The sequence below is a fragment of the Streptomyces sp. cmx-18-6 genome (assembly GCF_046548915.1).
Taxonomy (GTDB): Bacteria; Actinomycetota; Actinomycetes; order Streptomycetales; family Streptomycetaceae; genus Streptomyces.
In genome coordinates, this window is record NZ_JAEBEP010000002.1 from 306501 (window position 1) to 325668 (window position 19168).

Genomic DNA, 19168 nt, shown 5'->3' on the forward strand with positions numbered 1-19168 from the left:
CCGGGAACGGCCCGGGATCGCGTCGGGGCCGCATGGCCGGGCTTGGCCGGAGGCGCTTGCACTCTCGGGGGTCGAGTGCTAATCATTGGCGTTAGCACTCTCCAGGTGAGAGTGACAGAAACTTGGACCGGGCCGGTGAGGCCCGCAGGCGCGGTGGGGCAAGGAACCACCACGCACGCAGGCCGTCCGTCGCGGGCGCCTCTCGGTCCGGAGTAAATCCACCCCTGTCCGGGAGGACCACTTCACATGGCCAAGATCATCGCGTTCGACGAGGAGGCACGGCGCGGTCTCGAGCGCGGGATGAACCAGCTCGCCGACGCCGTCAAGGTCACCCTCGGCCCCAAGGGCCGTAACGTCGTCCTCGAGAAGAAGTGGGGCGCGCCCACGATCACCAACGATGGTGTTTCCATCGCCAAGGAGATCGAGCTCGAGGACCCGTACGAGAAGATCGGTGCGGAGCTGGTCAAGGAGGTCGCCAAGAAGACGGACGACGTCGCCGGCGACGGTACGACCACCGCCACCGTTCTCGCCCAGGCTCTCGTCCGCGAGGGCCTGCGCAACGTCGCCGCAGGCGCCAACCCGATGGCCCTCAAGCGGGGCATCGAGAAGGCCGTCGAGGCCGTCTCCGCCGCGCTGCTGGAGCAGGCCAAGGACGTGGAGACCAAGGAGCAGATCGCTTCGACCGCCTCCATCTCCGCCGCCGACACCGAGATCGGCGCGAAGATCGCCGAAGCGATGGACAAGGTCGGCAAGGAAGGCGTCATCACGGTCGAGGAGTCCCAGACCTTCGGTCTGGAGCTTGAGCTCACCGAGGGCATGCGCTTCGACAAGGGCTACATCTCGGCCTACTTCGCGACCGACATGGAGCGTATGGAGGCGTCGCTCGACGACCCGTACATCCTGATCGTCAACTCGAAGATCGGCAGCGTCAAGGACCTCATCCCGCTGCTGGAGAAGGTCATGCAGTCGGGCAAGCCGCTGCTGATCATCGCCGAGGACGTCGAGGGCGAGGCGCTCTCCACCCTGGTCGTCAACAAGATCAAGGGCACGTTCAAGTCCGTCGCCGTCAAGGCTCCGGGCTTCGGCGACCGCCGCAAGGCCATGCTCGCGGACATCGCCATCCTCACCGGTGGCACCGTGATCTCCGAGGAGGTCGGTCTCAAGCTGGAGAACGCCGGCCTGGACCTGCTCGGCCGTGCCCGCAAGGTCGTCATCACCAAGGACGAGACCACGATCGTCGACGGCGCCGGTGACAGCGACCAGGTCCAGGGTCGCGTCAACCAGATCCGTGCCGAGATCGAGAACTCCGACTCGGACTACGACCGCGAGAAGCTCCAGGAGCGTCTGGCGAAGCTGGCCGGCGGCGTGGCCGTCATCAAGGCCGGCGCCGCCACCGAGGTGGAGCTCAAGGAGCGCAAGCACCGCATCGAGGACGCGGTGCGCAACGCCAAGGCCGCCGTCGAGGAGGGCATCGTCGCCGGTGGTGGCGTGGCTCTGCTCCAGGCCGCTGCCGTCTTCGACAAGCTCGACCTCACGGGCGACGAGGCGACCGGCGCGAACGCCGTGAAGCTCGCGCTGGAGGCCCCGCTCAAGCAGATCGCCGTCAACGGTGGTCTTGAGGGCGGCGTCGTCGTGGAGAAGGTCCGCAACCTGCCGATCGGTCACGGCCTCAACGCCGCGACCGGCGAGTACGTCGACATGATCGCCGAGGGCATTCTCGACCCGGCGAAGGTCACGCGCTCCGCTCTGCAGAACGCCGCGTCCATCGCCGCGCTCTTCCTCACCACCGAGGCCGTCATCGCCGACAAGCCCGAGAAGGCCGGCGCGGCCGCTCCGGGCGGCATGCCGGGCGGTGACATGGACTTCTGATCGGGTCCTTCCGACCGGTCGAAGCTCCGCGTACGTCCCACAGGGGCGGTACCTCCTTCACGGGGGGTGCCGCCCCTGTGGCGTATCCGGGGGGTGCTGGGACACTGCGGGGGAGCGGTGGATGTGTTTTCGTACGGGTACGGGTACGGGTACGGGGGCGGGGCGGCCATGACGGCTACGCGGGCGGGGTACGGCGAGTCGGGACACGGCGATTCGGGACGCGGAGGGCGCGAGGGACGCGAAGGGCGTGAAGGGCGCGGGAGAGGCGGGGGAGGCCGGCGGTGGGGCGCAGGGCATCTCAAGGGGGCCGGGCTCGTCCTCCTGGGCGCGGCCCTGTTCGCGGCGGGACTGTTCGTCGTGGCGACGGGCACGGGCCTCTCCGGCCTCCTCGGGATGCGGGTGGCGACCTTCGGTCATGTCGACTGCCGCGACACCCGCACCAGCAAGGGCCAGACCGTGTGGCACTGCTTCGGTGAAGCGGAGGGGGTCGGGCGCACCCGGATCACCTTCGCGGACCACGACGGGCGCGACGACCCCGAGACGATCACCGCGACCCAGGTGTTCGACGGCGGGCGGTGGTACGCCCACTCCTCGACGGTCGTCGGCTACGGCATGATCCCGCTTCTGGTGGGCGCGGGCACGGGTTCGTGGGGCGTCTACCGGTTCCGCGAGGCGGGTGCGGGGCAGCGGTTTCGGTAGGAGTAGGAGGAGGAGTGCCGGCCGTTCCGGCGGGCGGGGCGGGGGCGCCGGCCGTTTCGGCGGCCGCGCCGGTCGATTCGGTAGGCGTTCCGGCCGTCCGGCAGGGCGGGCAGCGTGTTCGCCATGCGGAGTTGCCGCACCGCTGAGCGCCACAGGGCGCAGGTGAGCGGCCAAAGCGGTCGAAGGCGGGGTGGGTGGCCGTCGCCGGGGCGGTCGGCATGGCCGAATGCTTACTTGCCGTGGTCTTCCCCTTACGGCAGCGCGAGTTCGCCCCTGTTCGCCGATCTCGGTGGCGTACCCGGAAGTCGTGCTGTAGGGCGGCGCGCGGGCGTCGGCCGGGTGCCGTCCGGGTGTCGTCCGGGGCGGTCCACCCGATTCGTGCGCGGGCGGGTCGCTGTCCTGCCAGCTCACCGCGCGGTCCGGCGGCAACGCACCGCCATTGGTCCAGTCCACATGGAGGCCGGACCTCTTGGGTGCGGCACCGGTGTGCGAGTGCACATGCCCGCAATCCGGGCTCTTTCCGACGCCCCGCCGCCCGGTCCGATGGGCCGGAATAGCCGGGTCCGGATCCTCTCCCTCACGCTATCCGGCCAACTTTGCGCGGTAAGTCGGAATCATGCGTACCGGTTCTGCGGTGGGCAATGATGACCCTGGTGTTCACGTGGTGAACACCCGTCGCAGTAATAACTCCAGTTATGCGGACATTCGTTGGGCATAACGGTCGTCACCAGCACAGAAGGGAAGGTGTCATGAAGCAGCAGAAGAAGGCTTATGTGAAGCCGTCGCTGTTCAAGCAGGGCGACTTTTCGAAGAAGACCGCCGGCTACTTCTACGGCTCGTACAAGGAGTACTGGGTTCGCCGCATCGTCTACTAGGCCACCCGGTTCCTTGTTCATGGTGTGAGAACTTCCGAAAGGTGAAGATGCCCGGCCAACCGCGCGACTACTTCGTCGTCCTGCCGGACAGCGTGGCGGGCCACGCGGTGGCCGGGCAGCTTCCCGCCCCGGAAGGGGCACCGGAAGTGACAGGAGCGGCCCCGGCGGTGGGCGACGTCCTGACCGTCGCCCACCCGTCCGGCCGCCCCTGGATCGTCGCCCGCCCGCTGGTCCGCAAGGTCAGCCACCTGGCGCGCGGCGACGACGCCCTCGCCCTCATCGGCCCCGACCGCGTCCCCGAGAGCGTGCTCGCCGGGATCCTGGAGGGCGCGCGCGACCGGGCGGGCCTGGAGCGCCGCCTCGCCCGGCTGCCCGGCCTCTACCACGTCGTCGCCCGGCTCTCCGGCGAGACCTGGATCCGGGGAACCGCCTCCGGGCTGCGCCGGATCTACCACGTCCGGCACCCGCAGGCCGGGACCGTCGCCTCCGACCGCCCCGCCGTCCTCGCCCACCTCACCGGCGCACCCCTGGACGACGGCGCGCTCGCCCTGCGCCTGCTCGACTTCCTGCCGCACCCCCTGAGCCGCCGCGTCCTGTGGCGGGGCGTGCACGAGACCGGGGCCGGGTACGGCCTCGCCCTGCCCGCCGCAGCACCGGGCACGGCCGCCGCCCCCGGCCCCCGCGAGCACCGCTGGTGGGAGCCCCCGCCGGCCGAACTCCCCCTCGCCGAAGGGGCCCGGAGGCTGCGGGACGCCGTCGCCGCCTCCGTACGCGCCCATGTCGGCGGCCTGGACCGGATCAGCTGCGAGCTCTCCGGCGGCATGGACTCCACCTCCCTCACCTTCGCCGCCCGGGCGACCGGGCCCGCCGAGCTGTCCCTGCTGACCGTGGCCGCCCGGGACCGTTACAGCGAGGACGAGAGCTGGGCGCGCAGGGCGGTCGAGGAGGCGGCACACAGGACCACGGACCACAGCGCGGACTCCACCGACCTGCGCCACCACGTCATCCCCGCCGACGACGCCCCCTACTTCTACGCCGACCTCGCCGCGTCCGCCGCCGAGCTCAACGACGAACCGCTCCCCGTCGCCCCCGGCCGGGCCCGCGCGCACCTGCTCCTGAGCCGCGCTCACGCCACCGGCTCGCGCTACCACCTCACCGGCTACGGCGGCGACGAACTCTTCCTGGGCCTGCCCCACGCCTACCAGGACCTCTTCCACGGCAACCCGTTCACCGCGTGGAGCCGCCTCAGCGGACTGCGCCACCAGCTCGGCTGGCCGCTCCTGCCCACCGTGAAGGCCCTGCTGGACCGCACCGACTTCGCACGCTGGACCGCCGGGGCGATCACCGTCGAACCGCAGTCCCTCACCCGTGTCCCGCTGCTCTCCTGGGGTGTGCGGCAGTCCCTGCGCCCCTGGTTCACCGAGCACGGACGCACCCTCATCACCGAGGAGTTCCGGGCCGCCGCCGAGCAGGCCGAGCCGATCGACCCGAGGCGCGGGCGGCACGTGGACATCGACGCCGTACGGATGGGGGCCCGGCACTTCCAGGCGATGGAGGACGTCGGCATGACGATCGGGCTGCCGGTCGCCGCGCCCTTCTACGACGACCGGGTCCTGGAGGCGACCCTCGCTGTGCGGGTGGCCGAGCGCATCAGCCCCTGGCGCTACAAGCCGCTGCTCGTCGAAGCGATGCGCGGTGTGGTGCCGGACGCGCTGCTGGCCCGTACGACAAAGGACCACATGTCCTCCGACGAACACCAGGGCCTGCGCGAACACGCCCCGGAACTCAAGGAGTTGTGGACCGGCTCCCGGCTCGCCGAACACGGCCTGGTCGACGCCCGCCACCTCCTGCGGCTCGCCGCCGAACCCTTCTCGCCCGTCCTGGTCGAGCACTCCATCAGCTCCACCGTGGCCGGGGAGACCTGGCTCCGCACGGCCGAGAACGCCTGGCCCGACGCACCCCACGGACGTACGACGACGATCAGCGAGGCAGCCCTGTGAAGCTCAGAAAAGGCATCGCCGTCACCACCACCGAGTACGGCGGCGTCCTCCTCGACGAGAAGGACGGCAGCTACTGGCAGTTGAACGACACCAGCATCGTCGTCGTCGACACCCTCGCGGCGGGCCACGCCCCCGAGGCCGCCGTCGAACGGCTCGTCGCCGAGTTCGACGTCGAGCGCGCCGAGGCGGAGTCGGACGTGGCGGAGCTGACCCGGCAGCTCGTCGAGGCGAAGATCCTGCGCCCATGACCACCGAGATGACGATGCCCCGCCGGGGCGCGGGCCCGGGCGGACTGCGGCTGCGCACCGCCATCGCCGCCGCGTTCGTCCTCGCCCGCTTCAAACCGGGCCGTCTGCGCCGGGTGCTGACCCGGATCAGTCGCGGGGCGCGCCCGGCCTCGTACGACACGACGCTGGAGGTGTACGAGGCCGTCGTCGCCACCAGCCGCCGCTGCGCGGGCCGTTACGGCTGCCTGCCGCGCTCGGTCGCCATCGCCCTGGCGTGCCGGATGTCCGGTGTCTGGCCCGACTGGTGCGCGGGGGTCCGGACGGCTCCGCCGTTCTCGCCGCATGCTTGGGTGCTGGCAGAGGGCCGGACGGTCGGGGAGCAGGCGGAAGCGGCCGATCTGCGTCCCTTGATGGTGGTGACGGTACGCGAAGGGGGTCCGGGTGAGCACGGCGGCGACGACGACGGCGGCAGCGGCAGAGGCGGCGGGCAGCCCGCCTGAGCCCGAGGGGGCGGGCCCGTCCGCTGCGCAGGGCCCCCCGCCCCCCGAGAAGCCGAAGCCCCCCGGCCCCTCCCCCCTGCGCCTCCTCCTTGCCCGGGTCCGCCCGCACCGGGGCGTCCTCCTGCGCGCCGGCCTCCTCTCGCTCGCCGGGTCGGCGGCCGGGCTCGCGATGCCGCTCATGGCGAAGTACGCCGTCGACGCGTTCGCCGCCGACCGCTCGCCACTCACCCCGCTCGTCGCGCTCACCGCACTCGTACTCGCCGGAGCCTGCCTCTCCGCATACGGGCGTTACCTCATGGCCCGCACGGGAGAAGGCGTCGTCCTCCGGGCGCGCGACCAACTCGTGGGCCGCATCATGCGGTTGAAGGTCCCGGCGGTGGACCGGCTCACCCCCGGCGACCTCCAGTCACGCGTCACCAGCGACACCACCCTCCTGCGGACCGTCCTCTCCAGCGGCCTGGTCGAGTCGTTCAACAGCGTGCTGATGCTGCTGGGGACGGTCGCCTTCATGGCGTACATGGACCTGACCCTGCTGGGCGTGACCCTGACGGTGATCGTCGGCATCGGAGCCGTAACCGCCCTGCTCATGCCGCGTATTCAGCGCGCGCAGCTCCGTGCGCAGGAGTCCGTGGGCGCGATGGGCGCGGCACTGGACCGGGTGCTCCAGGCGTTCCGCACGGTCAAGGCGAGCGGCGCGGAGGAGCGCGAGAGCGCGGCGGTCGCGCGGGCGGCACGGCACGCGCACGACCGGGGCGTGTCGGTGGCGAAGTGGTCCTCGGTCTCCGACGTCACGATGATGATGTCGATCCAACTGGCCTTCCTGGCCGTGCTGGGCGTCGGGGGAGCGCGGGTCGCGTCGGGCTCGCTGGAGATATCGTCGCTGATCGCGTTCCTGCTCTATCTCTTCTACCTGATGGGCCCGATCGGCGGGTTGGTGGAGGGCTGGACCGGATTGCAGAGCGGTCTGGCCGCCGTGCGCCGGATCGACGAGGTGGAATCGCTGCCGGGCGAACCTTCCGGCGGCGAGGCCGGGGGCGTACGGGGGGAGGGCGCCCCGCTCGGCGTCACCTTCCAGGACGTGGCCTTCGGGTACGGGGACGAGCGCGCCCCCGCACACCGGGGCGTCACCTTCGACGTGCCGACCGGCGGGCTCGTGGCGCTGGTGGGGCCGTCCGGGGCGGGCAAGTCGACGGTGTTCAGCCTGCTGGAACGGTTCTACGACCACGACTCCGGCACGATCACCGTGGACGGCCGGGACATCCGCGACTGGCCGCTGGCGGAGCTGCGCGGATCGCTCGCGTACGTGGAACAGGACGCGCCCGTCCTCGCCGGGACGCTCCGCGAGAACCTTCTCTTCGCCGCCCCCGAGGCCCCGGAGGACCGGCTGACGGAGGCGGTCGCCCGTACCCGCCTCGACGCTCTCGTCGCCCGGCTGCCGGACGGCCTCGACACGGCGGTCGGCCACCGGGGCGTCACCCTCTCCGGCGGCGAACGCCAGCGGATCGCCATCGCCCGCGCCCTTCTCCGCCGCCCGCGTCTGCTGCTGCTGGACGAGGTGACCTCGCAGCTCGACGCGGTCAACGAGCAGGCGCTCCGTGACGTCATCCTCGAACTGGCCGAGCAGACCACGGTGTTGGTCATCGCCCACCGCCTCTCCACCGTCCGCCACGCGGAGCGGATCGTGGTCCTGGAGGACGGCCGCGTCCGCACGGCGGGCACCCACGAGGAGCTGATCGCCTCGGACGACCTCTACCGCGAACTGGCCACCACCCAACTCGCGGCAGAGGTACGGGAGACGGCCACGCCGGCCTGAGGGACGGTCGCGCCGGCTGAGGGGCGGTCGCGCCGGCTGAGCGGTCGCACCCGCCTGGGGCCGGTGAACGCGCCGTTCAGATGCGGGGCTCCGGGTCGGCCCCGCCCCCGCTCCCGCCGCCGTTCCCCTCCCCGCCCCCGTCCCCGCTCCCCGAGGCTTCGCCCGGAGGGAGACCTGCCCGGGCCCGGATGACGTCGGCCCAGGCGTGCATCACCAGGGCCGCGCCCTTGAGCACCCCGTAGACGCCGAGCGCGATGGCGGCCGGTGCGCCGCCGAGGGCGGCGACGACCTGGGCGGCGTCGGCCGGAGCGAGCCGCCCGGTGTCCACGCGCTCGATCACGTGGGCCAGGGAGTGATAGGTGAGCACGAAGAGAATGAGCGAGAGGCCCAGGAGCAGCAGAACGCGCCGCGCTTCCGCGCCGATCCTCAGCCGGTGCAGTGCCCTCTGCCGCTCGCGTTCTCCCCGCCGCACCTCCTGAATAGCCTGCCGCAGGCTGTATTCCAGGTTGAGGGCCCGAAGGCGGTACGCCGAGTCCTGCCGCTCCTTTTCCCTCCGCGCTCGGTCGAGGCGCTGTTCGTACGCGTCGGGCTGCTCCTCGTCCGGCCCGGCCCCCGTGCTCAACTGCTCCAGGTACTCGTCGAGGGGAATCGGGCCCAGCGCGGAGAGCCGTTCCATGCGTTCCCGCTCAGCCGAGTGCTTGTCCCGCAGCCGCAGCCAGTATTCCGTGGGACCGGCCGCCGCCAACCGGTCCGCGTCGCGGTCCCACCCCGCCAGCATCAGCAGGGGGAGCAGCGCGCCGAGGGCCACGGCCCCGTAGGCGGAGACCGAGTCGGCCGGCGCGTCCGCCAACAGGAAGATCGCCGCGGCGACGAGCCCCGCGCACAGAGCACTCGTCCCGCCGAGCCGAAGTATCGAGCGCGCCCGGTCCCGCCACATACCTGCCATGGGGCCGATGATCTCCGTTCCCCCACGGCCGCTCCCTCGCCCCCGGGAAACGTGATGCACTCGTGACGGGGGCCGTCAGCGGGCGTACTCCTTGAGCTCCTCGGTGTCGAGGGTGATGGAGACGGGGGCGGGGAGGGTGACGGAGTCGCCGTAGTCGTAGGAGTGCTGCTGCCGGTAGCGGCCCCGTTCCGGCTCGCTGTACACGACGAGGCAGTCGTGGTCGCGGTCGATGAGGAGGTAGACCGGGATGCTCGCGGCCGCGTAGCCGTCGCGTTTCTCCGAACGATCACGGGCCTCGGTGTCATGGTCGTGCGAGGTGACCTCCACGGTCATCAGGACGCGCTCCGGGCTCGACCACTCGCCGTCACCCGCGAAGCGGCCCGCCCGGGCCAGCGTGCCGTCCGGGCGGGCCCGGCCGTTGCGGTATCCGCCGATCCGCAGTCCGCGTTCGCGGTACAGCCGCAGCTCCGGCTGCTGCTGCATGCACTGCATGGCGACCCACATGATGATCTCGTCGTGATCCCCGTCAGGAACGGGCTTGACCTCTAGCTTTCCATTGATGAATTCGAGCGTCACGGTCTCGGGGGCCGTGCGGGCGAGCTGCTCGAACTCCTCGACGGACATCTGGGCGTGCGGGGCCTGATCGGCGGTGCTGGGGGTCATGGCGTCGCCTCCTCCCCTCCATCGTGCCCTGCCGGGTCTGCGGGTGAGCTGCACGGTCATGGGTATGTCCTGCCTTTGTGGGGGTGGGCCCTCTCGGACCGGGGGATCAGGCCCGCCCGGACCGTGTTCATCCGGTCCCGCACCCCCGGCGGCTGTACGGCTCCGGGCGGTCCGGCGGGCGGGGCGGGCGAGGCTCCCCGGCACGGCCGGCAGAGCCCGCCGAGCAGGGCCTCGGCGGGCCCGGGGACCCCGCACTCGCCGCACTCCAGGGTCCGCAGGACGGTCCGGGGTCCAGGGATGACGCGTTCGGGCGGCAGTTTGTCGCGCAGTCGCCGCTCCACCAGCCGGGCGGCGCAGTGGACGGGCGAGGGCAGGCCGCCGGTGAGCGCGTGCAGCAGCTCCGCCTCCGTGGCTCCCCGGGCGAACCACTCGCTGACCTGCGGTTCCAGCCGCGCGCAGTCGGCGGCGGACAGGGACAGCATCGGGGCGGTCCGCCCCAGGGCCGCGAGCAGGATGAACGCCCGTGAGCGCGTGGGGCGTTGCGGCTGGTCCGGTGGTACGTCGCCGCGGATGTACGCGTTCCACCACTCGTGCTCGCGTGCGGTGCGGGAGAAGAAGGTCCGGGTCACCCAGAACATGATCTCTTCCTTGATCACGCACTCGCTGCCGCGCCGCAGATGCCCGGCGTCCTGGAGCCGGTTGAGGGTGGTGCGCAGGGCGCACTGGCCGTACGGGAGGTGCTTGGCCAGCGTCTTCACCGAGATGTCGGAGCCGTCCGGCAGCTGGTCGATGTAGGCGGCCACGGCGGCGTCGCGGGGGCGGAGGTGGGCGAAGTCCCGGCCGGTGCGCGGGCGTTCGTCGGGGGCGGAGCGCTTGCCGTACCCGGGGTTGGCCATCGGGTGCGGGGTCGCGTACGCGTGCGGTAAAGCGGTCCCGGCAGTGGGGCCTGCGGTGGAGCTTGCAGGGAGGGGGACCTGCGGCGAATAGGGGGCAGCACTAAGCTGGTTGTCAGCCATGGGGATCGCTGGTTCCGATCTTCATCGGTCAGACCCCTGTCGGTGTTCCATCACCGGCGGGGGTTGCCTTTTTTCCTTTTGTCCCTCCGCACGCTAAAGCCTCACGACCGTGCGTGGCAAGTCGGTCACCGCAAGTCAACTTCGCGAGCAGGGTGGGTGGGTGGGGCAACTGACCCACCCACCCCATCACTGTTAAGACAGCTCGGATCTCGATGCTTGAGCTCCGGGTGGTGTGCGAGGTTTTCGAGACTTTCACGGCTTTCGTCGTCGGAACCGGCTCAGCAGAGACCCGGGCGGGCGTACGCCGTGATCTGCGCGCGGGTGACCCTCCGGCTCTCGCACACCTCGAAGTACGTGCGCAGCGCGTCCCGTTTGGCTGCCTCGCGTCCGGTGGAGTCGCCCGGTTCGCCGGGCACGTCCCGGACGTCGACGATGCGCCGGTGGCCCTGCATACGGGCGCGGATCTCGGCCGGTGCCGCCTCGACGCCGAAGAGGGTGGCCGAGGCGGCGGGCGTGGCGATCAGCGCGAGGTCGTCGAGTTCCGCGTACGCGTCCGGGGTCGCCAGCACCCAGGCGCGCCGGGCGGGCGTGAAGACCAGGCCGTCGCCGGGCGAGCTCATCTCCCGTACGGCTTCGGCGACGGCCGTCACGTCGTCCGACCGGCTCCCGGGTGTGCGCAGGTCGTGTCCGGGCCCGACCGGCAGCAGGGACGCGGCGGTGGCCGTGAGCGCCGCGACGACGATGACCGCCCGGCGGCCCGGGAGGAGCCGGTCCAGGGCGGCCCCGATGAGGAGGGCGAGGCCGATGGAGGCGTAGAGGACGTACCGGTCGACGTACAGGGGGCGCAGGGGCGAGAGGAGCAGCAGGAGGCCGGCGGGGAGGAGGAGCAGGGGGAGGGCGAGGGCGGGGAGGGCGATCGATCCGCTGTCCTTGGTGCGGCGGAGGCCGGTGAGGGCGCAGGCGACGCCCAGCGACGCCGTACCCGCGAAGGTCAGGAGGACGGACGAGTCCGGTACGCCGATCCAGGCGACCTGCCCGGACTGGGCGGCGCTGAGGAGGGCGAGCGGAGCCAGCCCGGCGGCCACGGCGGCGGCCGTCATGGCCCAGGGGTGGAGCCTCTTCGAGGAGAGGGCCACGGTGACGCCGTGGGCGACGAGCCCCAGCACGGCGAACTCGTGCAGCAGACAGGCGGCCAGCATCACGGCTCCGTAGCCCGCCCAGCGCCTGCTGCCGCCGACGCCGCCGTCGAGCGCGTTGAGCAGCAGCCAGGTGCCCCACGTCAGCAGCGCGCACACCAGGGCGTACGAGCGGCCCTCCTGCGCGTAACGCTGCATGTCGGGCAGGAACGGCAGGACGAGCCCCGCCAGGAGTCCGGCGCGCGGGCCCGCCAGGCGGCGGCCGAGCAGCGCGACCCCGGCGGCAGTGGCGGCGACGGCGAGGACCGAGGGGAGGCGGAGGGCGATCAGGCCGCTTTCCAGGCCGCTGTCCAGGCCCGGTCCACCTCCCGGTCCGCTTCCCGGTCCGCTTTCCCAGCAGGCGAGGACGGCGTGCATGAGGAAGTAGTACAGGCCGTGCACGACGTCGGCCTCCGCCAGCAGCCGCCAGACGTCCGCCGTGCCGCGGTGGGCGACTTCGTAGGTGACGGCCTCGTCGCTCCACAGCGTGTTCTGCCGCCGGACGCCCCACAGGCCGACGACGAGCGCCGTCACGGCGGGCAGCAGGGCGACGGCTCTGCGGGGCGACGACCGGCCTGCGATGGCGGGAGGTTCCGGGCGGCGCGTCGCGGGGACTGCGGGAAGGGCGGGGGGACGGGATTCGGTGGTGGCGATGGCCGGCTCCGGTGCGGGCGGGGCGGGATGGCGTACGCACCCGAGTCCAGTCGGCGGCGGGTTGATGGTCAGCCCCCTCCCGCCGGACCAATCAATTACGCTCGCGAGGGCTGAGGGGACCTCGCGGGGGCGGGGGACGGGGCCCGAGCGGGGGTGGTCGAGGTGGGGCGGCAGGAGAAGCCGCTGGACCCGGCCTCCGGCCCCGTACAGCGATTCGCGTACGAACTCCGCCTGCTGCGGCGGAAGGCGGGCAGTCCTGCCTACCGGGCGATGGCGCGGCGGGCGGGGTACGCGGCCCCGACGCTGTCGGCCGCGGCGGCGGGCGACCGGCTGCCGTCCCCGGCGGTCACCCGCGCCTACGTGCTCGCGTGCGGCGGGGAGCCCGAGGTGTGGGAGCGGCTGCGGGCCGAGGCGGCGGAGGAGGCGTTCCGCGCCACGGCCGGGGCCGACGAGCGCGAGGCGGCCGTGTCCCCGTACCCGGGGCTCGGGCGTTTCGGACCCGAGCTCCGGGAGCGGTTCTTCGGCCGGGACGCCGTGGTGGAGGAGCTGGCGGGGCTGGTGGCGCGGCGCGGGCTGGTGGCCGTGGTGGGGGCGTCCGGGAGCGGCAAGTCGTCGCTGCTGCGGGCGGGGCTCGTACCGGCGTTGCGGGACGGGCGGGCGGGCCCCGTCCCCTCGGCCGTCACCGTTCTGACCCCGGGGGAGCATCCCTCCCGTATCGACGTCGGCGGGGCGTTGTTCGCGGAGGACGGCGCGGTGGTGCTGGTCGACCAGTTCGAGGAGGTGTTCACGCTCTGCCACGACCGGGAGGAGAGGGCGGATTTCATCGAACGGCTGACCGGGTCGCGGGCGCGCGTGGTCCTCGCCGTACGGGCGGACTTCTACGGCCGGTGCGCCGAGCACGCCCCTCTCGCGGCCGCCCTGGGCCCGGCCACGCTTCTGCTCGGCCCGATGACGCCCGGGCAGCTGCGGCAGGCGATCGTGGGGCCCGCGACGGCGGAACGCCTGATCGTGGAGCGCGAGTTGACCGCCCGCATGGTCGCGGACGTGGCGGACGAGCCGGGCGGGCTGCCGCTGATGTCCCACGCGCTGTTCGAGACCTGGCGGAGGCGGCGGGGGCGGACGATGACGGTCGCCGCGTACGAGGCGATCGGGGGCGTGCGCGGAGCCATCGCGCACACGGCGGAGGCGGTCTACGGCGACTTCGACGGCGTACGGGCGCGGACCGCGAGGGCCCTGCTGCTGCGGCTGGTCGTGCCCGGCGAGGGGAACGAGGACACCGGACGCCCGGTCGCACGCGGCGAGTTGGACGACCTGGACGAGCTGGGGCACGCGCCGGACGTGCTGGAAACGCTCGTACGGGCACGACTGCTGACGGCCGACGACGGGGTGGTGAGCCTCGCCCATGAGGCCCTGATCAGCGCCTGGCCCCGGCTGCGCGCCTGGATCGAGGAGGATCGCGAACTGCTCCGGTTGCAGCGGCGGTTGACCGAGGCGGCGGAGGTGTGGGCGGCGCTGGGGCGGGACGCGGGGGCGCTGTACCGGGGGAGCCAACTGGAGGCGGCACGGGAGGCGTTCGGTGAGTCGAGCACCGTACCCACGTCACTCACGTCACCCGCATCGCTCCCGTCACCCGCATCGTCCATGTCACCCACGTCATCCGCATCGCCCACGTCATCCGCGTCACCCACGTCATCCGCGTCATCCGCGTCACTCACGTTCGGGGAACGGTCGTTCCTGGAGGCGAGCGTCGCCGCGTACGAGCGTGAGCGGCGGGCGGCGGTCCGCAGGGCGCGCACCCTGCGCGGGCTCGTCGCCGCCCTGTCCGTACTGCTCTGCCTGGCCGTCGTCGCCGGTCTCGCCGCCCGGCAGCAGAGCCGTACCGCGGACCGCCGGGCGACCGAGGCCGAGGCGCGCGGGGTCGCGGCGGTCGCGGACACCCTGCGCCGGACGGACCCCCGCACCGCGCTGCGGCTGAGCGTGGCGGCCTGGCGGATCGCCGACGTACCCGAGACGCGGGAGGCGCTGTACGGGGCCGCCGCCCAGCGTGACGTGGCCCTGCTGGACGCGGGTTCCGCCGATCTGGCCCCCGACCACAACGACACCTGGCGGCGGCTCAGCGCAGACGGCCGCACGCTCACGGTGGTGGGACCGGACCGCACCCGGCGCTGGGACGTCACGACGGGCCGCCCGCTGCCCGACCTGGCGGGGCTGGGGGCGCGGGCGGTGGACATCGTGGCGGTCAGTCCCGACACCGGAACCGTCGCCCTCTCGACCCCGGAGGGCGTACGGCTGTGGGACCTCGCGGCCGGAGGACCGACCGGTGCGGCGTTCGGGCCGCGGGGCGACTCCGTCGATGTCTGGTTCGGCACGGACGGGCGCACGGTCGCCGTGCACGGGCGCGGGGGGTCGCTCCAGGTGTGGGACGTGGGGCGGGGGCGGGGCCGCGTAGTGCTCGACACCGACCGGGGGCGGGAGGAGCTCCGCGTCCTCGACGTCGCTGGGGACGGGCGGCTGGTCGCCTTCTGCGCGGACAGCGAGGAGCTTGAGGTGTGGGACGTACGGGAGGGCCGCCGGGTGCCGACGCCCTGGGCCGCGAAGGCGAAGGCGTGCGAGGTGGGCCAGTTCCGGTTCACGCCGGACGGGCGGGCGCTGACCCTCGGCGTCCCGTTCGCGCTGCGGAGCTGGGAGGTGCGTTCGGGGCGGGAGCGGCCACGGATCGTCACGGCGGGGGGTGTGGGGCCGACGGGCGCAGGGGGCCCGCCCTACGCGGCGTTCAGCGCGGACGGCTCGCACGTCGCGACGCTGGCCGGGGGCGACGTGCGGCTCTGGCGCACGGCCGACCCGTCCACCCCGCTGCTGCGGCACCGGGTCGGCGCGTCGAGCACGAGCGAGCTGGCCCTCGACCTGGAGGGCGGGGCGATCCGCTTCACGGAGGGCGACAACCTCGTCAGCGCCGTACGCACCGTCTCCCTCAAGGGCACGGAGGAGGGCGGGTGGCAGGGCGAACGCCCGTTCAACTCGGCCAGGTTCACCCCGGACGGCAGCCGCCTGGTGACCACGCGTCCCGGGGCGGTCGAACTCCGCGACGGGACCACGGGCCGCCTGCGCGACACGTTCGCGGCCCCGCCGCCCGCCTGCACCGGCTGCTCCCCCGTACCGCTGTCGGCCTTCAGCAGGGACGGCCGCACGCTCGCCCACCTGAGCGCGCCGGACACCGTGACCCTGAGGACGTTCGGCCCGCACCCCACGGTGACGGCGCTCCCGTCGCGTACCGGGGTGACCGGGATCGCGATCGAGGGCCGGGACTCGGCGGTGGTGACCCGGGGGTCGAACGCGGTCGACTTCCTGGCCCCGGGCGGCGGGCCCGGACCCCGGACGTCGCTGCCCCGGAAGCGGTACGGGACGCTGGTCGACCGTGCGGTGGACGGCAGGATCATCACGGACGAACGGCAACTGATCGAGCCGGGGGCGGGCGGGGGTCCTGCCGCGCGCGTCACGCGCGTCATGGGGGGCGAGGGACCGGCGGCGGTGGCCGTCTTCAGCCCGGACGGCCGCTACCTGGCCATGAGCGACTTCGACGGCCGCGTCACGCTGTGGGACGGCGACGGTGGAACCCGGCTGGCGGTCCTCACCCCCGGCGCGGAGGCCGGCGCCCAGCGGGAGATGCGGCCCTCGGCACTGGCATTCTCCGCGGACGGGCGTTCGCTGGCGGTGGGCGACGAGGACGGGGAACTGCGCTTCTGGTCCACGGCCGCCCCCCGCTCGCCGGGTTCGCCGCTGCCGTCGACGGACGGCCCGGTCCTCGCGCTCGCCTTCACCCCGGACGGCTCCCGGCTGCGGGTGACGACCCCGCACACTCCCGTCCGTACGTACCCGCTCGGGCTGGAACGTACGGCGGAGGCGGTGTGCGCGAGGGCGGGGGGCGGGTTGGGCAGGGAGGCGTGGGCGTCGTACCTGCCGACGATTCCGTACCGGGAGACGTGTTGAGGGGCCGGTGACGTGATGCGTAACCCCTGGGTTCCGTGACGACGATCACTTCCGATGCGCCGCCGGTGATGTAGACCGGATGCCCGGTGGCGGGCGTATACCCGGTGAAGCGAAAGATCCGGGAGCGATTCTTGACCGTCGAGGAGTTCGAAGAGTTCTACGCCCAGGCGGTCGCGCGTCTCACAGGCCAGCTGTACGTGATGACGGGGGACCTCCAGGAGGCGCAGGACGTCGTACAGGAAGCGTTCGTCAAGGGGTGGATCCGGCGACGCCAACTGGAGCGCGACGGCCACCCCGAGGCGTGGATCCGCAAGGCGGCCTGGCGTCTGGCGGTGAGCCGTTGGCGGTTCCGGCGGCGTTCGGCGGATGCCTGGCACCGGGGGAGCGGGACGCCGGAGCACGTCGAACCGCCGGATCCGGGTCATGTGGTGCTGGTCGAGGCGCTCCGGGAACTGCCCGCGCAGCAGCGGCGCACGCTGACCCTGTACTACCTGTGCGATCTCACCGTCGAGCAGATCGCCGGGGAGACCGGGCTTTCCACCAGCACGATCAAGACGCACCTGGTTCGCGGACGGGCGGCGCTCGCCCACCGTCTGGAAGACCCCCGCATGGAGGAGGCTCCTGATGTCTGAACCACGGGATGGCCGGGAGTCCCGAGAGCCCTTGGAGCCCCGGGAGCCCCGAGAGTCCTTGGAGCCCCGAGATCCGCTGAAGGAGTTGTTCCGGCAGGCCGGGGACTTCGGGCGGGGCCGCTCCGCCGCGGACCCGGCCGCGCGCATCACGGAACGCGGCATGCTGGCCCAGCGACGCCGGATGGCCGCGCTCGCGGTGGGGGTGTGCCTGGTCGTGGGCGGCGGCAGCGCGGCGGCGGCGGCGGGCGTGTTCCCGGCCACCCGGACGCCCGCACCGCCGGCCACGAGCCCCTCGCCGAGCCATCCGTCCCCCGCGCCGCTGCCCGCCGGAACGCGGACGGACCCGCCTGTGCCGCCCTCGGCGAGCAACACGATGCCGGGGACCACGGCTCCGGGGGGTCTGCCGACGACTCCGGGGGATTCGCCGACGGGGCCGGGAGGGCTGGCGACGACCTCGGGGGGTCTGCCGACGACTTCGGGAGGGCTGGCGACGACTTCGGGAGGTCTGCCGACGACCTCGGGAGGTCTGGCGACGACCTCGGGAGGTCTGGCGACGACAGAGCCGCCGACAGGGTCGTCGACGGAGTCGTCCACGCTGGGGGCGACGTCGATGCCATGACTCCCTAGCTCCTGTCCTTCCTGTCTCTTCCTGTCTCTCCCCGTCCCTTCCTGTCCCTCGCCGTTCCTTCCCGTTCCTACCCGTCCCCTTGTCCCGGCGGCCGCACCGGGCGATCCTGCGCGCCGAGGCGTGTCGAAAGGCCCCAGAGTGTCCATGCTTTCGCCCAGGCTGAGCCCTTCCGCGCCGCGTCCGACGAGCCCGCGCCCCCGGTCGTCTCCGGAGTCCGGCCCGAGCGCCGGAGCGGCCGAGTCCGCCGAGTCCGCCAAGTCCGCCGGTTCGGCCCGCTTCAGGAGGGCGGCGGGCCGGCTGACCCCCGCCGACCGCAGGGTGCTGTGGCTCTACCTCCTGACGCGAATATCCCTGGGAATCGCCGCCCACGGCGCCCGATGGCTCTTCCCCGGAGGGTCCGACCGGCGGGACGCGGACCCCGTACTCGCACCGTTCCTGCGCTGGGACGCGCACCACTACCTCCACATAGCGCGTGACGGCTACTTCCCCGCCGACGCGGGCCCCTGGCTGAGCGGTTGGGACAACAGGGAGGCGTTCTTCCCCGGGTTTCCGCTGCTGCTGCGCGCCGTGCACACGGTCGTCCCGGACTGGACGGCGGCCGGGCTGCTGATCTCGTTCGTCGCGGGGGCGGTCGCCGTACTCGCCCTCGCCCGGATCGCCCGGTCCTATCTCTCCGAGGAGGCCGCCGGTCAACGTACGGCCCTGTTCTTCCTGCTCTCGCCGTGCGCGGTGTTCCTGGCGGTCGGCTACACGGAGGCGCTGTTCCTGGCGTTCGCCCTGCCGGCCTGGCTGGCCGCGCAGCGCCACCAGTGGGCGTGGGCCTGCACGTTGACGGCCCTGGCGACGACGGTACGGGTCAGCGGCCTGTTCCTGGCGGCCGCGATAGCGGTGCTGTTCGTGCTCTCGGTGAGGACCCGGCGCGGCTGGCGCGGGGCGGCCTGGCTGGTGCTGCCCGCGCTGCCGCCGGTCGCGTACAGCTGGTATCTGCACGCGCACACGGGCGACTGGATGGCGTGGAAGCACGCGCAGGAGCGCGGTTGGTACCGGGATTTCCACACCCCGTGGGAGGCGTGGGCGAACACCTGGGGTGCGGCGTTCGACGGGGTGCACTCGACGGGGTACGCGGCTATGTTTCAGGCCGAGTTGGTGGCGATGCTGGCCGGCCTGATCCTGGTGGCGCTGCTGCTGCGCCACCGCCGCTGGCCGGAGGCGGTGTACGTGACGCTCAGCTTGTGGGCGCTGGGAACGTCGTACTGGTACACGTCGATCCCCCGCGCCACGCTGCTGTGGTGGCCGCTGTGGATAGGTCTGGCGGCGCTGAGCCTGCGCCGCCCGTGGTTCAGGACGGCCTACCTGTGCGTGGCGACCCCGCTGGCGGCGCTGGTGGCCCTGGCGTTTCTTACGGGGCGGTGGGCGGGGTGAGGCGATCTACGTCAACGGCCGCGGGGAGCCCCGCACGCGCGGGGACCGCAGTTCGCTGTATC

The 19168-nt window shown here is 72.9% G+C and carries 15 protein-coding genes; 11 read left to right on the forward strand and 4 right to left on the reverse strand.

The window, feature by feature from the left end:
- The first annotated feature begins 246 nt into the window (after nucleotides 1-246).
- The 7 genes from groL to ACLJPL_RS06385 all read left to right on the forward strand — a co-directional run bounded on the left by groL (nucleotide 247) and on the right by ACLJPL_RS06385 (nucleotide 7983).
- Entirely contained in the window at nucleotides 247-1869 is a 1623-nt protein-coding gene (gene groL, locus ACLJPL_RS06355) for a chaperonin GroEL (RefSeq protein ID WP_411079692.1), read from the forward strand.
- Between the two features lie 357 nt (nucleotides 1870-2226).
- The gene (locus tag ACLJPL_RS06360; protein WP_411079693.1) at nucleotides 2227-2568 is read left to right on the forward strand and encodes a hypothetical protein; all 342 of its coding nucleotides are present in this window, start codon (nucleotides 2227-2229) and stop codon (nucleotides 2566-2568) included.
- Nucleotides 2569-3317: 749 nt separating this feature from the next.
- Nucleotides 3318-3443: a keywimysin-related RiPP gene (locus ACLJPL_RS06365; protein WP_411079694.1), complete on the forward strand. Its 126-nt coding sequence runs from the start codon at nucleotides 3318-3320 to the stop codon at nucleotides 3441-3443.
- Between the two features lie 47 nt (nucleotides 3444-3490).
- Nucleotides 3491-5443 (forward strand): asparagine synthase-related protein, encoded by a 1953-nt coding sequence (locus ACLJPL_RS06370; RefSeq protein ID WP_411079695.1) that lies wholly within the window; start codon nucleotides 3491-3493, stop codon nucleotides 5441-5443.
- Nucleotides 5440-5691: a lasso peptide biosynthesis PqqD family chaperone gene (locus ACLJPL_RS06375; RefSeq protein ID WP_411079696.1), complete on the forward strand. Its 252-nt coding sequence runs from the start codon at nucleotides 5440-5442 to the stop codon at nucleotides 5689-5691. Before ACLJPL_RS06370 ends, ACLJPL_RS06375 begins: the two co-directional genes overlap by 4 nt.
- A complete protein-coding gene (locus ACLJPL_RS06380; protein ID WP_411079697.1) occupies nucleotides 5688-6170 on the forward strand; it encodes a lasso peptide biosynthesis B2 protein in 483 nt (160 codons plus the stop codon). Before ACLJPL_RS06375 ends, ACLJPL_RS06380 begins: the two co-directional genes overlap by 4 nt.
- The gene (locus ACLJPL_RS06385) at nucleotides 6112-7983 is read left to right on the forward strand and encodes an ABC transporter ATP-binding protein (protein WP_411079698.1); all 1872 of its coding nucleotides are present in this window, start codon (nucleotides 6112-6114) and stop codon (nucleotides 7981-7983) included. The genes ACLJPL_RS06380 and ACLJPL_RS06385 overlap by 59 nt, the downstream gene beginning before the upstream one ends.
- Nucleotides 7984-8059: 76 nt before the next feature.
- Here the strand turns inward: ACLJPL_RS06385 and ACLJPL_RS06390 are convergent, their stop codons facing one another.
- The 4 genes from ACLJPL_RS06390 to ACLJPL_RS06405 all read right to left on the reverse strand — a co-directional run bounded on the left by ACLJPL_RS06390 (nucleotide 8060) and on the right by ACLJPL_RS06405 (nucleotide 12317).
- The gene (locus ACLJPL_RS06390) at nucleotides 8060-8929 is read right to left on the reverse strand and encodes a hypothetical protein (protein WP_411079699.1); all 870 of its coding nucleotides are present in this window, start codon (nucleotides 8927-8929) and stop codon (nucleotides 8060-8062) included.
- A 75-nt stretch (nucleotides 8930-9004) separates the two neighbouring features.
- Nucleotides 9005-9592: a Uma2 family endonuclease gene (locus ACLJPL_RS06395; protein ID WP_411079700.1), complete on the reverse strand. Its 588-nt coding sequence runs from the start codon at nucleotides 9590-9592 to the stop codon at nucleotides 9005-9007.
- A 56-nt stretch (nucleotides 9593-9648) separates the two neighbouring features.
- Nucleotides 9649-10488 (reverse strand): hypothetical protein, encoded by an 840-nt coding sequence (locus tag ACLJPL_RS06400; protein WP_411079701.1) that lies wholly within the window; start codon nucleotides 10486-10488, stop codon nucleotides 9649-9651.
- 398 nt (nucleotides 10489-10886) lie between these two features.
- Complete coding sequence (locus ACLJPL_RS06405; protein WP_411079702.1) at nucleotides 10887-12317, reverse strand: glycosyltransferase family 39 protein; 1431 nt, start codon at nucleotides 12315-12317, stop codon at nucleotides 10887-10889.
- A gap of 282 nt (nucleotides 12318-12599) precedes the next feature.
- Here ACLJPL_RS06405 and ACLJPL_RS06410 point away from each other — a divergent pair, with 282 nt between their 5' ends.
- The 4 genes from ACLJPL_RS06410 to ACLJPL_RS06425 all read left to right on the forward strand — a co-directional run bounded on the left by ACLJPL_RS06410 (nucleotide 12600) and on the right by ACLJPL_RS06425 (nucleotide 19106).
- Nucleotides 12600-16424: a hypothetical protein gene (locus tag ACLJPL_RS06410; RefSeq protein ID WP_411079703.1), complete on the forward strand. Its 3825-nt coding sequence runs from the start codon at nucleotides 12600-12602 to the stop codon at nucleotides 16422-16424.
- A gap of 131 nt (nucleotides 16425-16555) precedes the next feature.
- On the forward strand, nucleotides 16556-17056 hold the full coding sequence (locus ACLJPL_RS06415; RefSeq protein WP_411079704.1) for a SigE family RNA polymerase sigma factor: 501 nt from the start codon (nucleotides 16556-16558) through the stop codon (nucleotides 17054-17056).
- Nucleotides 17057-17114: 58 nt separating this feature from the next.
- Entirely contained in the window at nucleotides 17115-17675 is a 561-nt protein-coding gene (locus ACLJPL_RS06420) for a hypothetical protein (RefSeq protein ID WP_411079705.1), read from the forward strand.
- A 147-nt stretch (nucleotides 17676-17822) separates the two neighbouring features.
- The gene (locus ACLJPL_RS06425) at nucleotides 17823-19106 is read left to right on the forward strand and encodes a mannosyltransferase family protein (protein ID WP_411079706.1); all 1284 of its coding nucleotides are present in this window, start codon (nucleotides 17823-17825) and stop codon (nucleotides 19104-19106) included.
- Nucleotides 19107-19168 lie beyond the last annotated feature (62 nt).